Source organism: Enterovibrio qingdaonensis, from assembly GCF_028683135.1.
GTDB classification, from domain to species: domain Bacteria; phylum Pseudomonadota; class Gammaproteobacteria; order Enterobacterales; family Vibrionaceae; genus Enterovibrio; species Enterovibrio qingdaonensis.
The window spans coordinates 142579-156002 of the sequence record NZ_JAJUBB010000004.1; the positions used below are offsets into that span (position 1 = coordinate 142579).

At 44.8% G+C, this 13424-nt stretch carries 12 protein-coding genes; 5 read left to right on the plus strand and 7 right to left on the minus strand.

Translation table 11 applies throughout. The annotated features are described in order from the left end of the window. The gene (locus LRP49_RS07680; protein WP_274141375.1) at positions 1–957 is read right to left on the minus strand and encodes a porin; all 957 of its coding nucleotides are present in this window, start codon (positions 955–957) and stop codon (positions 1–3) included. Between the two features lie 164 nt (positions 958–1121). On the opposite strand from LRP49_RS07680, the gene LRP49_RS07685 reads away from it, so the two are divergent. Beyond that, entirely contained in the window at positions 1122–2027 is a 906-nt protein-coding gene (locus LRP49_RS07685; protein ID WP_274141376.1) for a LysR family transcriptional regulator, read from the plus strand. Between the two features lie 26 nt (positions 2028–2053). On the opposite strand, the gene LRP49_RS07690 is transcribed toward LRP49_RS07685, so the two are convergent. The 3 genes from LRP49_RS07690 to LRP49_RS07700 form a co-directional block, all read right to left on the minus strand. Next, positions 2054–2806, minus strand: a complete 753-nt coding sequence (locus LRP49_RS07690; protein ID WP_274141377.1) for an HAD-IA family hydrolase — start codon at positions 2804–2806, stop codon at positions 2054–2056. 430 nt (positions 2807–3236) lie between these two features. Continuing rightward, positions 3237–3707 carry a hypothetical protein gene (locus LRP49_RS07695; protein ID WP_274141378.1) on the minus strand — a complete coding sequence of 157 codons (471 nt, stop codon included), beginning with the start codon at positions 3705–3707 and terminating at the stop codon, positions 3237–3239. Positions 3708–3914: 207 nt separating this feature from the next. Beyond that, on the minus strand, positions 3915–4247 hold the full coding sequence (locus LRP49_RS07700; RefSeq protein ID WP_274141379.1) for a hypothetical protein: 333 nt from the start codon (positions 4245–4247) through the stop codon (positions 3915–3917). A 277-nt stretch (positions 4248–4524) separates the two neighbouring features. Between LRP49_RS07700 and yegD the strand changes: the two genes are divergently transcribed. Further along, positions 4525–5877, plus strand: coding sequence for a molecular chaperone (gene yegD, locus LRP49_RS07705; protein ID WP_274141380.1), 1353 nt, complete (start codon positions 4525–4527; stop codon positions 5875–5877). 84 nt (positions 5878–5961) lie between these two features. On the opposite strand, the gene LRP49_RS07710 is transcribed toward yegD, so the two are convergent. After that, positions 5962–7038, minus strand: a complete 1077-nt coding sequence (locus tag LRP49_RS07710) for a DUF3541 domain-containing protein (RefSeq protein ID WP_274141381.1) — start codon at positions 7036–7038, stop codon at positions 5962–5964. Between the two features lie 499 nt (positions 7039–7537). Then, the gene (locus tag LRP49_RS07715) at positions 7538–8104 is read right to left on the minus strand and encodes a hypothetical protein (protein WP_274141382.1); all 567 of its coding nucleotides are present in this window, start codon (positions 8102–8104) and stop codon (positions 7538–7540) included. A gap of 620 nt (positions 8105–8724) precedes the next feature. Here LRP49_RS07715 and LRP49_RS07720 point away from each other — a divergent pair. From LRP49_RS07720 to LRP49_RS07730, 3 genes are all read left to right on the plus strand, one after another. Then, positions 8725–9666, plus strand: coding sequence for a glycosyltransferase (locus LRP49_RS07720; RefSeq protein WP_274141384.1), 942 nt, complete (start codon positions 8725–8727; stop codon positions 9664–9666). A gap of 13 nt (positions 9667–9679) precedes the next feature. Next, complete coding sequence (locus LRP49_RS07725) at positions 9680–10387, plus strand: acyltransferase (RefSeq protein WP_274141385.1); 708 nt, start codon at positions 9680–9682, stop codon at positions 10385–10387. A gap of 101 nt (positions 10388–10488) precedes the next feature. Then, a complete protein-coding gene (locus tag LRP49_RS07730; RefSeq protein WP_274141386.1) occupies positions 10489–11880 on the plus strand; it encodes an MATE family efflux transporter in 1392 nt (463 codons plus the stop codon). Between the two features lie 82 nt (positions 11881–11962). Here LRP49_RS07730 and LRP49_RS07735 read toward each other — a convergent pair whose 3' ends face one another. Next, a complete protein-coding gene (locus LRP49_RS07735) occupies positions 11963–13351 on the minus strand; it encodes a DEAD/DEAH box helicase (RefSeq protein ID WP_274141388.1) in 1389 nt (462 codons plus the stop codon). Between the last annotated feature and the right edge of the window lie 73 nt (positions 13352–13424).

The window sequence follows — 13424 nt, forward strand, 5'->3', positions numbered from 1 at the left end:
TTAGAAGTGGGCAACAAGACCCAAATTGATCTTGTCGTTTTGAGAATCTTCGAGGTACTCCGCCACTTCTGCGTAAAGCGATGCATTCGGGTGGAATTGGTAGGAAACGTTAGCAAGCAGAAGCGTTTCGTCTTCCTTGCTCACGTTCTTCGCATCGTCTTCCCATTGCTTGGTTTGGGCACCAAGGCGGTAAGACATTTTGTCTGCGGTATATTTGCCTGAAACAGCGTAAACCCAACTGTCACCTTGTGGGTCTTTCTCGTTGTACTCAACCAAACCCGCGAGGTATGCACTGCCCATTTGGTAACTGGATGCCAATGCCCAACGGGTGTAGCCAGTCGAAATTTGTTTTTCATCCATCTCGGCGCGGTTCAATACCAAGCTGAAATTCTTGGTGTTATAAAGCGCGCGTAAACCCAGAACATCAACGTCTGCGCCGTTGGTTTCGTTTGGAGACATCGCCGCGACTTTGAAAGAGAAGTTATGGAAACGTGGGGTCGCGTAAGCAAGGATATTGGTGCCGTAGTAGCCTTGGCGGAATAGGCTGTCATTTCCTCCGGCACGCTTCATATTGGTCGAGTTAAAAATGTCGACTTTGCTGTAAAGATCTTGCCAAGAGCCTGTTGTGCCCTGACCAACATACAAACCACCTAACTGCTTCGACATGAACAGCAGATTGGCCTCACTGACGATGATCTCGCCTTGCTCTTTCGGGTTCGGATTAGTTTCTGAATATTCGGCAGCCAATTTATAGCGCATGCGGAAATGCTCCGCAGGAATGATGCCTTGCAAGCCAACTAACGCTTCTTGAAGCTGGGTTTGGAAGTCATACCCCTCCTCCCAAGAAAGCTGCCCCTGAACAACGCCGTAAAACTCCGGCTTAGGCAATTCTACTTGCGCATAAGCGGGAGAAGCTAAAATACCCGCCACCAACGTGGCTACTGCTTTAATCTTCATTGTTGACTCTTATATTAGTTTTATATTGAAATTGACTTATGGTATGCGATGGGGTTTATTTTGATGAGACGCAAAAATCGAATGACCCTATTTCAAAAAATGAATAATGAGATAGAGATCAATGTAAATGTATCCCTCTTGTTATTAGTGGTAAAAAGTAGGTTATGGATTTAGATTCTTTACGCATGTTTATTACGGTTGCTGAAAAAGGCAGCTTCATTTCTGCAGCACGTCAATTAGGTGTTAGCCAGCCTACTCTCAGTCGAAAAATTAAGCTTCTCGAAGAGCAACTGAATCTGAAGTTGTTGCATAGAGGAAACCGTGAGCTTTCACTCACCCCGCAAGGTACGAAGATACTGGACTCTAGCCTGGCCGTTGTTCAGGCTTGGGAGAAAGGGCTGGAATCGCTAGAAAAGCACGAAGATGAAGTGAAAGGAACATTGCGTTTGGGTTTATTGCACCCTATGGCTCGATGGCTAACTGAATCTTTTATTTCCAACTTTCTTCATCGTTATCCTAATATTCAACTTGATTTGGTAACACTGACACCTAAACAGTTATTATCGATGCCAGATTGTGACTTAATGATTTCGCCGATAATGCCTGACGACCAATCATTGGTCGCCATTAAAATATTCGACTGTAATTTCTGTTGCTATGCTTCGCCAGATTATTTAAATAAATTTGGCATACCTTCCAACCCATTACAGCTCACTCAACACTCTTGTATCGCCAATATAAATTGTCCTAATGCAGAAAAGAACTGGCCTTATATTGATATTGATGGCGAAGAAAAGTCAGTGGATATCAGCGGACGCGTTACCTCTGATTCAATGGATATCGCAAGGCTTCTTGCTGCCAATGGGCTCGGGATTGCGCTACTTCCAGAGCTTCAAGTGACCGAACTTGTAAGAGAGCACAAGCTCGTACAACTCCTGTCTGACTACAAATTTAAACGCGTCGACATGAATATTATCGTGCGCTCTCGGGATCACATGACCAACCGCGTAAAAGTATTTATTGATGCCTATAAAGCGTTTTTGACTGAGCTTCGTGGCATCCAATATTAACGCCTCAATAAAAAAGAAAAGCGCATTTAGCGCTTTTCTTTTTCTGCTTTTGATAAGGATGCACGTTTTTTATTTGTGCGCCTTGGGCGTCGGGTAGCCGACTTTTTATCAAGAAATTCGGGTAATTCAGACAAAGAGTCGAATACAATATCCGGAGCCGCGTAACAAATATCAACACCGTAATTATACCCATAGCTGACACATGCAACGGGACATAACGCATTTCTAGACGCATGAACATCATTGACGCTCCCTCCAACCATCATTAGCTGTTCGGGATTTAAGTCGAGTAATAACGCAGCTTCCAATAAGCCATCGGGAGAGGGTTTAGGCTCTTGCATCGCATCTCTTCCCAACACCAAATCAAAATGATGTCTAATACCTAACGCTGTCAGCAACTCATTAGCAGCAGACGTTGCTTGGTTAGTGACGATAACCAAGGGCATTTTTCTTCGGGTCAATTCGCGCAGGCAATCGAGCACACCATCAAACAACGCTGAACCTTGGTGTTCTCTTCGTTGATACGCTTTAAGAAACAGAGCACTGCCTAAACGAAAAATTGGATCCGGCACTTTACCGTCAATTTGGCGCGACAAAATCCGGTGGATCAATCTATCCATTCCATCACCGATCCAATCACTGACATGCTCAGCATTCAGGCTTGGGAGATTTAAGTCAGCCAACATTTCTTCTGCTGCGCACCGAATGTCTGGTGCCGTATCAACCAGTGTGCCATCCAGTTCAAATATCACCGCTTTTACCTTTGTCGTCATCAACATAACGCGCTCCTGCGTAAGAACAGTAGATGAGATCGTTGGTGTTCTAGGGAAAAATGATTCCTGAGGCCAACCCAATAGCAAAGCCTTAGAGAAGAAAAAACGCGAGAAAAGCACACCAAAGATCATCAGATTTCGACGGATAAAGACTGCGAAAGAGAAGGCGGGCAGTCGACAAGAAGTAACGTCGTATATCTAATTTAGCAGAGAGATTTGAAAAGCAAATGTGCAACCGATACCGCATGATATCTATCTTGTTGATCTTTGCTTTGTCAAGTTAGATAGACACTGTATGCATCTGAATAATCGAGGAATAAAAAATAAAAAGAATTCTCTTCTATGCACCAATTACTCGCTGTTTTGATGTTACTCATATACGTAAAAAAACGCTTCAGCCAAAAGTTTGCCGCGCCGATACCGACGCGGCAGACACTTAGTTCATGCTAACTTGCACCGCTTTTTCCATCATTTCCTCAGTTGCATCTTTCAGCAAGGTTACGTTCATTTCATCGGTTTCTTGCATATTGCTGGCCTCAATCACCCACATGCCGCCAGTCATTGGATCCACAATCAACCAACCTATCAAGCCACCAAAAAAGAGGTTTCCGCCAATGTACCAACCACTTGCTGTCGACATCAGTTCTAGAGTTTGGGTTTGGTAGCCATCATAGGAAATTTCCAACGTATAATCTGCGCCTTCGAAATAGCCAGTACTACGCTTCATTAAGTAATCAAGACGCCCTTTTTGCTCTTTAAGCACATCACCATTTTTACTTAGTAGACGAATCGTTGCCGCATCTGGCGTCGCACTGATTTTAAGCGGTTGCGTTGAACCATTAACGATGCTTGAACAGCCAGTTACAAACATCACAATAGAAATAAGCGCAGTTTTCATTAATTTCATAAATAGATACCAAGTTATGTATAAAGCGCGCACATTTTATTGAACGATGTTTTTTATTCAATAGCAAACCGAAAAAAGATTAGTGCTCGAACCAAAAAACCCTTACCCACCTAACACCGCAGGCCAAAAAGTAGCCTATTGCGGCAAAAAAAAGCCTGTATCAAACAGGCAAAGAGAGAAGAGATATTAAAGGCAAAAGTGGATGGCTTACGTGTTGGTTTTAAAAGGTCGGATTGTGTCATCGGAAGGAGCTTTTATGGCTTCGCAACCCGCAGTCTGTTCGGACGTTGCTGCATAAACATCACCAACGTCTTTCCAATACGTGTTACTTACCGCCACCATGTAATAGCGGTCGTTTTTCACATCAGCCACCAGCGCACGTCCAAACCCCATGAGCTCGCAGTGAACATCATGGATAAACTCACTTCTGAGCGATTGTCGACTCGTGAGTTCTGTAATGTCTTTTCGTGTAAGGTAAACATCTGCGTGGGTTGAAAAACGGTTCATCAGCCATGCCGCAAACTCTTTGGCACTTTTCATACCGTCCTCCTTACTTCAAGGATTTACGATGGCATTGGACATCGAATGCCTGCCTAAAGCTTACTCAGCAAAGTCGTTTAAACTGTCTCGTTTTTACAACAATGGCTATAAAGTTTTCTGACGAATTTCGACTAAAGTCGTAATTTGTTGTTTGTACGCAGCAATCGCGTCTCTTCGTGATTTTTTGTGGTTTTGCGCTTTTTCCTCTTCAGTTGTGCCTTGTGTTGAACTTGGTTTTGCGTAAACTGTGCGGTCTTTTTCTTGTTGGAGATACGCAATGTTTATCGGCTTCGACTATGGAACAGCCAACTGCTCCGTAGCGACTTTAGAGAACGGTAAGCCCCGTCTTTTGGCACTGGAAGGTGACAGCCCATTTATCCCTTCAACGTTATGTGCTCCGACACGAGAAGCGGTCAGTGAATACCTTTGGCGACACTTCAATATCAAACCGAACGATTCCGTCGGTGAGCAATTGCTCCGCCGTGCAGTCAATTTCAATAGAGAGGAAGGTATCGACGTAGAGCCTGGTGACCTTCGCTTTGGCCGTTCAGCACTTGCTACCTACCTCGAAGATCCAGAAGAGGTGTACTACGTTAAGTCACCAAAATCCTTTCTAGGAGCCACGGGACTTCGCGACGTTCAAATCAGCTTTTTTGAAGATCTCGTCTGCGCCATGATGGCCAACATCAAACAACAGGCTGAATCCGATTTGCAGGAAGATATACTGCGCGCTGTCATTGGTCGCCCAGTTAACTTCCAAGGTATTGGCGGCGAAAAAGCAAACATCCAGGCTGAATCCATACTGCTGGCTGCTGCAAAACGTGCAGGCTTCAAAGAGGTTCAATTCCAATTTGAACCCGTTGCTGCGGGTCTAGAATACGAAAGCTCACTGGCCCAAGATAAAACCGTCTTAGTTGTCGACATCGGTGGTGGTACGACAGATTGCAGCCTCATTCAGATGGGACCAAGCTGGCAAAAGAAAGATGACCGCCGTGAATCTCTACTGGCGCATTCTGGCTGTCGTGTAGGCGGAAACGATCTGGACATTCATCTTGCATTTGAGCAACTGATGCCTCTGTTTGGGAAAAATTCGACCTTACAACGCGGCATTGCAATGCCAATTCCTCAGTTCTGGAACCCTATTGCCATCAATAATGTCGCCGCACAATCTGACTTCTATGCATCTGCTAACCGTCAGGTATTGCAGCAACTCATGCGTGATGCGAGTGAGCCTGATCTGATCGCGCGTTTGATGAAAGTCTACCGAGAAACACTTGGCTATCAGATTGTCAGAAGTGCTGAAGAAGCGAAGATCGCACTGTCAGAGCAGACACAATTCAGTGCACGCATTGCACTCGCTGATGAGGTTCTTGAGACATCAATTACTACTGCGGAGCTTTCAGATGCTATCGCCTCTCCGGTCGCGAAAGTGGCAGAATTAGTCAATGATGCACTGGCTCAAGCGGAAACCACGCCTGACGCGATATTTATGACGGGTGGCAGCGCGCGCTCGCCGATCCTGCGTGCCCTGCTCGAAAACACGCTTCCAGGTGTGCCAATTGTTGCCGGGGACTATTTTGGCTCCGTAACGTCAGGCTTGGTTCGCCATGCCGAGAAATGCTTCCGTTAACCGATACTCAATTTCGCTGCATCCAGCATCTTCAAGTTTATTGGGTTTATTACAAAAGAGCCCTACCGGGCTCTTTCTGTTTTTTTAGTGGGGTGTCTTAGGCACTAATCCCCAAGGAACTGATTGAATATCGTTTTGTTCCTTATTCACCATGGGTGTTTCACTCGTGCCTTGCCAATCTAGCAGCATAATGGCCAGCACATTTCGATGCTCACCTTTGGCCAAGTCCGTGCCACCAGAGACTGAAGGGATCATCCCCTTTTCTCTGTCTATGGCATCTCGAATGATTTCCTGACTCTGGATAACAACGGGGTCATTTTCTAGACCTGCCAATAAAAACGTAATGCCAATTTCCGCAATCACATCCGGTTTAGAACGCGCGGCGATAGTCGTAAAGTGCTGACGGAAATAGTCATAAATCCATTGAAATTCTGCCTCTTTCACAGACTTTCGGTAGTACTCTGACGCTGCAAGAATGATATGCGTCATGCCATACAATTTATTGTTGTACTGCTGAACAGACAACATAGAATCCTTTTTATCCGGATAGGTTGCTTTCAATGCCAATGAAAACTGATGAGTCAGATCATTTTCTCCTAGCTGTTTAAGCCAGTAGACCTGATTAGCCAATTGTGCCGCCCAAGCGCGTATCATCTCTGGATTGGTGGCGTAGTCATGAAAATCATACCAAGACAGAATTTCACGTAGCTTGTCATCATCTCTATGCTTTAGGCCGTACTCGTTTGCCCTCGCCATACTACTAATGAGACCCGCTCCCAGAACTAGGTATTCTTCTCTCCCTTTTGCCGCATCATGTCTAAGCGCATCGCGTTCATTATCACCAGAACTATACGATTCCAGCCGAGCCGCGCCTAAGCGCAACACGTCGTCCTTCGAGGAAATGGACGCACTGTATCCATTCAGGCGGCTTGCTATCCGCGCCATATCAGTCCACACCGCAGCTTGATAGTCATCATCCTGCGTCTGTCTGTACATTCTTAATCCATAATGACCAAGTTGATATGCGGATAATGCCGAGAGGTTACTGTCATACGTTTGCTTGATCATCGCTGCGTCTTGATGAGGTGAAGTAGAAAATACACACGCGGTCATAACCACGAGGGTAACTGTCACCGAGATAACATGCCGAAGCACTTTCATTGCTCTTCCTTTCAACCTGTTTATCCCTTTTAAGGTAACAACGTGAAGTAATGAGAGAGACAACGCTTTGTTAGGGTTTGGTTGAGGATGTCAAAATTTCACAAAAACAGCAGGTTCATGCAGATCAGTTAAAGGTGACGCTAAAGAAGTGAGAAAGAAGGACACTCGCCAGTACAGCGCAATCTGGCGAGTGTTCGTCAAAAAGACGATTGGCAGTTCTCAGCGACGTTTCGCAAAGAATTGAATCAGCATAAAGGCAGTGGATAGCTGATCATAAATCTGTCTTTCAACGTTCTGTTGATAGACGAGATATTTATGACATAAAGACGCTATTAATACGCAGCTTGGCGTGATTTGTGCGGTTCAGTTCTAACATCACACCCGAGGAGAAATGTCTTTTTAGGCAGCATGGGAATTACTTGTATAAGTAGTTATACATCAATGACATGGCGAAACTTCTATCCATACCTCATGCATCTATGAGGCAACGAATACCAAATTATTTACAGTCAGCGTGGCGAATGCTGAATGCTGTTATAGGTTGTCCTTCAGCATCATTGTAGGTGTATTGAAAAACCACATCATTTTCCATTAGAGCAGCCATGGGCGGTGCAAAGCAGGTGTTCTGCATAACCAATTCTGGTACAACCTTTTGAAACTGATCCACATTAATGTCTGCGACTACGTCATCAATAATGGTGTGGTTGAGTCGGAGCGTTCGTCCTTGGTGCTCCACAGAATCAAGTCGCGTTGCATCGTCTACCATCACTGGCGTGTCTGCATTGAGTCGTTTTGCGGTAGCTTCTACAAGAAAAGGGGTGATGTCATAGAATGAAGAGGCACGCAAAATGCCCGATTGAAGAAGGCATTGATCCATCGCATTGGGCTCAATTGAGTATTCACCAGACTTATTTTGGCAACGTTCAAACAGCGTATTGACGACATTTTGTGGGACAGGCATGCCTTGAACGGATACCCACTCAGATTCATTCGGTTGGGAAACACAACCAACGATTCCAAGACTTAAAACTGTCATTCCTAGCGTTTTACTAACCGTCATCGTCACCAACAAATCCTTAACAATCACACTTTAGAGTAAATGCATGAGTTTCTGGTACAAAAAACCTAGTACTTGCTCACAGAATATTCCTTCAACGAGCTGCATCTAAACAATGTTTTCTTCTAATTTTCAAAACAATAATACTCACCTTCTCTATTTTTGGCAAAACAATGTCTGACATGTGAATTTTTTAATTGCTTGTTAAATCACCCAACAGGCGTTAGCAATCTTAATCCATCAATTTTTTGAACATAAATCATAATAACCAAGCGTTATAATAAATATAGTTATCTTCAAGGAGTAAAATAACCAATTTGGTCACCAATAAGACTATTCATATAGTGAATACACGTGAAATAAAAATATTTCCAGATCACAGTTTCAACCACAAAGTTTAGAGATGTAATTATCAATTACATCTCATTTCACACTTATAGAGATAAGCGTCGCATAATAACAATAAGGCCAAAAAATTAGACATGTATATAAATTACTGTTTTAAAAGCAAATAAATAGATATTTACACTTACTGCAACTCGAAATTGTCAAAATGTGACATTGAATCAAGTTTGGGTTCTCCGTATTATTTCGCTGTCAGTTGAGCATTTAATTATAGGGTTCTAAACATGGTCGAAATAAGCGTTGTTATTCCAACATATAATCGTTCTAAATTACTCTCACACACGTTAACGTCATTAGTAGAACAAACTCTTCCTGCCGAGTCATTTGAAGTTATTGTGATTGATGATGGCGGTTCTGATGATTCTGAGTTCGTCGCGAAATCTTTTTCCGACCGACTAAACATTAAATATTTCTGGCAAGAAGATAAGGGATTTAGAGCCGGAAAGGCACGAAATGTTGGCACCGCGATTTCTGAAGGCCAATATGTCGTATATCTGGACACGGGCGTCCTCCTTGCATCAGGCACCCTAGAAGAGCATTTATTCCGCCACAAAGTATCTACTCACCCTATCGCTATAGTTGGCTACGTTTACGGCTTCGATCTTGACGAAGAAGGCGTAAAGAAAATGGAATCTGTGATTAGCCCTAACAATGTTGATGAAATTCTAGAAGAACTCGACCAGCAAGGTGCTTACGATATCCGTCAGTCTCAGTATGACGAACTCGGTGCAAATATTTGTGACTGGCCAGCTCCGTTTGATCTCTTTTGGACCTGCCACGTTTCTGCGGAGCGCGAACAACTCATCAAAGCAGGCATGTTCGATGAGCGTTTTAACAGCTGGGGCGGCGAAGATGTTGACTTAGGCGTACGCCTTTTTTTGAACAACAACATGTTTATCGTTGATAAGTCCATGTCATCTTTCCATTGGCCTCACCCGAAAGAAGTGAAAGACACTGGCGAAAGCTCAAAAAGCGCAGCACAGCTGATTCATGGTAAATACAACATTTGGCAAACGAGCTACTACAACCTTGACCACGAAATTAATGACCTTCCTTTGAATAAGCTCATTAAGGTGTTGAAAGAAAGTCCTAACCACCCAATGACCGATCGCTCTCTGTACCTAAGTCGTCCTAAGAAACCGACCCACATCGAGCCAACGAAATAGTAAGGATTGTCTAATGCCTTGTGTTTACGAAAATATTTTTCCTATTGCTGCTGGAAAATCGTTTGAAGACATTAAACATCTGTACCGCGACCAGATCGCGGTACAAGAAAAAACCCATTTCATCGGTGCACCACATATTGCGTTCACCTTAGTTCGCGACTCTGATGACTATCATCGTGATATTGCGTTTTCTCTGATTAACCAAGAAGACTTTAACAACAGCATTACGATTGGTAACGGCACAGTACTTTATTCGGACGACAACCTATCGTTCGAAAACCGTCCTGTGAGACTTTCTGCGATTAAAGTAAACGATAAGCCCTCAGGCAAAATCACCATAGGTAACGGATGCGTGATGCAAGGCACCGTTATTGTGGCTTATGAGCACGTCGAGATCGGTGATTTGGTTCTATTTGGCCCTCAAGTCACCATCATGGACAGCAGTGGCCACCCTGTGACTAACCGTTGGCAAGATGACGATGCGGCTCGCACGCGTTCAGCAAAAGTCGCCATTAAAGACAATGCATGGATCGGAATGGGCGTCACCATACTTAAAGGTGTCACCATCGGCGAAAATGCCGTTGTCGGTGCCAACAGTGTGGTTTACCAAGACGTCCCAGATAATTGTATTGCGATGGGTAACCCTGCAAAAATCGTAAAAAAACTCGATGGAAATAGCCCTCGAGAAGATGCAATGCGCCAGCTAGATATCGCATCTTAACCCTCTTTGCAGATCCTTCATTTACCTCGTAGAGAAGACCTTAGGCCCTTGATTTTCTCGAAGGATCTGCACCCCCTTACCTAGTAAACATGGACGATACCATGGCTTTCTTTTCACGCTATTTTTCTTCCCTTGGTCAATATAAAAGTTTGCTTGCGCTGGCACTTCCAGTCGCACTTCAAACGGCTATTTTCTCTAGTAAAAGCACTGTAGATACCCTGATGCTGGGAACGCTCAGTGAATTTGATATTGCAGCCATAGGTCTCGCAGCCAAAGCCCAAATGATCATTAGTTTCTTTATTATTGGTCTGAGCATTGGCGGCGGTCAGATTGCGGCGCAATGTTTCGGTATTAAATCAGAAGACGGAGAGCGAAAACTCCACAACACTGTGTTCATCACCCTGCTTTTAAGCGTGGGGGTTTCTTTCTTCTTCTTCGTCTTGCTTTTCTTTACACCAGAACTGCTGATGGCCCTAGGAACACAGTCTCAAGAGGTCATTCAAAAAGGCAGTGATTACTTACACATCATTGCGCTAAGTTTGTTTTGCTTTGCATACGCGTCGAGCATAGCCTGCGGATTACGTGCTATGCATCAACCTGGCATTGCAACAAAAGTCAGCTTCATTGGTGTTGCGCTCAATCTTGGCTTGAACTGGGTGTTTATTTTTGGCCATTTGGGTATGCCCGCCATGGGTATCAAAGGGGCTGCGTTAGGTACGCTACTGAGTGCCGTGATTGAATGCGTGATCCTTTATTTCTACCTAAAATCGAAAAATCACCTTCTGGCCAGCTTCCCTTTAACCCTGTACAAACAACTCAATCTGAAAGACTTTTTGCTCGTCACTAAGCTATCTTCAACCGCAGCGGTAAACAGCGTTGTTTGGGCGGCAGGTCTTTTCGCCTTCCATGCCATTTTGGGTTACAGCGACCCAAACTTACTGGTTGCTCTTTCTGTTCTTGCTCCAGTAGAAGCATTAGCGATGTCTCTATTGATTGGGTTAGCAACCGCAGGCTCTGTGCTTGTTGGCAACTTAGTGGGTGCTAACAATCACGAACAGCTCCCCATTGCCATCCGCCAACACCTGATAGTCAGTGTCTTTTTTGGCGTAATGAGTGCAGGTTTACTCTTGCTCATTGAGCCCTTTGTATTGTCACTGTTCTTCCACAATGACTTACCATCAGCGGCGGAGCAGATCACCGCTGGGCTTTACGACATCATGGCGGCATCTTTGATTGTGAAAAGCCTTTCAATGATGTTGATTGTGGGTGTTCTCAGAGCGGGCGGTGATGCCAGTTTTTGCCTGATCACCGATGTGTTTGCACAATGGGTGTTTTTATTGCCATGCGCCTATTGGCTTACACATGTACTGAATTTCCCACCCGTCTACTTATTTGGATTGGTGCTGTTTGAAGAGGCGATTAAAGTGCTGATTTGCTGTTGGCGTTTGAACAGTGGACGCTGGGTTAAAAACTTGGCGGAAAGCATGAACTAGCCTGCGTGTTATGCTCGGCACAAAAAACAAAGCCCGCACAATTGCGGGCTTTATCATTTAATACTCAGTTTGGTATTGCGAATTACTCGCCTGATCTTGGTTTTAGGTTACCCCAAGGGTTAGCATCTTCACGGCTTGCTGAACGGCTAGGTTGTGAGTCACGCTTTTGCTGGCCTTCATTGCGTGAAGCTCTTTTGTCTTTCTCGCCCGTTTGGAACCCACGCCCTTTTGATTGCCCCGAGCGTTCTGGTTTACCTTCATTGCGGTGCGCTTTTTTCTCAGACGCAGGTTTGCCTTCGCGCTTGTTCTTCGGCACATAGTTCAAAATAGACACGGGTACCGGCTTGCGGGGCGCAAAACCTTCAATTTCGCGACGCTCAATCAAATGCCCTAATCGGCTTTCAATCATGCACAAGTTCTTGAAGTCATCTTTTGACAAAAAGGTAATTGCCTCGCCTTTTGCCCCTGCGCGGCCTGTTCGACCAATACGGTGGATATAGTCATCCGCAGGGAACGGGAGATCGTAATTCACGACGCGCTTGAGTTCTTCAATATCAATGCCGCGAGCCGCAACACCGGTCGCAATCAAAAACTGCAACTTCCCAGCCTTGAAGTCTTCAAGCAGTTGTTCACGCATATCTTGGCTTCGGCCACTGTGAAAAGATTCAGCAACAATGCCGCGCTTGCCAAGCTGTTCAACGAGCTTCGCTGCGCCATGTTTGGTTTCAATAAAGATTAACGTCTGGTCCCAAGCATTCTCAGTGATCAAATGTGCAAGAAGTGCTGATTTTTTGTCTTTATCGACGGTGGTGAGCCACTGTTCAATTTCAGTTTTACTGTTGCTTTCCGCAGCAATTTCTACCGGATTAGGTACCGCAGTTTTTGCCAAGAAGCGGACTTTATCTGATAGCGTTGCAGAGAACAGTAGGTTCTGGCGATCGACAGGCAGACGGTCGATGATTTTATTGATGTCTTCAATAAAGCCCATATCCAACATACGGTCTGCTTCATCCAACACCAAGTATTCCAGCTCATCAAAATGAACCGCACGTTGGGACATCATATCCAGCAAACGGCCTGGGGTAGCGACGAGAATATCTACGCCATCGACCAAACGTTGTTTTTGCGCTTGTGAGTCTTTACCGCCGTACATAGCCAATGTCTTCAGCGACAAGTTTTTGCTGTACGCCTCGGCATTCTTTTCTACCTGTGCGGCCAGTTCTCGTGTTGGTGCAAGCACAAGTGCGCGGACACGCTTCTTACGCTGAGTCTCGCCCTTGCTCAAGGTCTCCATCATTGGTAACAGGAAGCTAGCTGTTTTACCTGTGCCCGTTTGCGCCGCTGCAATTAAGTTACGGCCTTCAAGAACAACAGGGATCGCTTTTTCTTGAATCGCGGTTGGTGCTTGATAACCAAGTTCAGTGATCGCAGAAACAAGCGGCTGGCTTAAGCCCAATTTAGAGAATGGCATGAGAAATCTCGGTATTTAGTAAAGACAACAAGTGTGACTATTCAGCCACCTTATAAGGGCGCGAATTCTAGCA

Coding starts and splice junctions, on each gene's coding strand:
- LRP49_RS07680 (WP_274141375.1), bottom strand. CDS start 957: ATGAAGATTAAAGCAGTAGCCACGTTGGTGGCGGGTATTTTAGCTTCT.
- LRP49_RS07685 (WP_274141376.1), top strand. CDS start 1,122: ATGGATTTAGATTCTTTACGCATGTTTATTACGGTTGCTGAAAAAGGC.
- LRP49_RS07690 (WP_274141377.1), bottom strand. CDS start 2,806: ATGTTGATGACGACAAAGGTAAAAGCGGTGATATTTGAACTGGATGGC.
- LRP49_RS07695 (WP_274141378.1), bottom strand. CDS start 3,707: ATGAAATTAATGAAAACTGCGCTTATTTCTATTGTGATGTTTGTAACT.
- LRP49_RS07700 (WP_274141379.1), bottom strand. CDS start 4,247: ATGAAAAGTGCCAAAGAGTTTGCGGCATGGCTGATGAACCGTTTTTCA.
- yegD (WP_274141380.1), top strand. CDS start 4,525: ATGTTTATCGGCTTCGACTATGGAACAGCCAACTGCTCCGTAGCGACT.
- LRP49_RS07710 (WP_274141381.1), bottom strand. CDS start 7,038: ATGAAAGTGCTTCGGCATGTTATCTCGGTGACAGTTACCCTCGTGGTT.
- LRP49_RS07720 (WP_274141384.1), top strand. CDS start 8,725: ATGGTCGAAATAAGCGTTGTTATTCCAACATATAATCGTTCTAAATTA.
- LRP49_RS07725 (WP_274141385.1), top strand. CDS start 9,680: ATGCCTTGTGTTTACGAAAATATTTTTCCTATTGCTGCTGGAAAATCG.
- LRP49_RS07730 (WP_274141386.1), top strand. CDS start 10,489: ATGGCTTTCTTTTCACGCTATTTTTCTTCCCTTGGTCAATATAAAAGT.
- LRP49_RS07735 (WP_274141388.1), bottom strand. CDS start 13,351: ATGCCATTCTCTAAATTGGGCTTAAGCCAGCCGCTTGTTTCTGCGATC.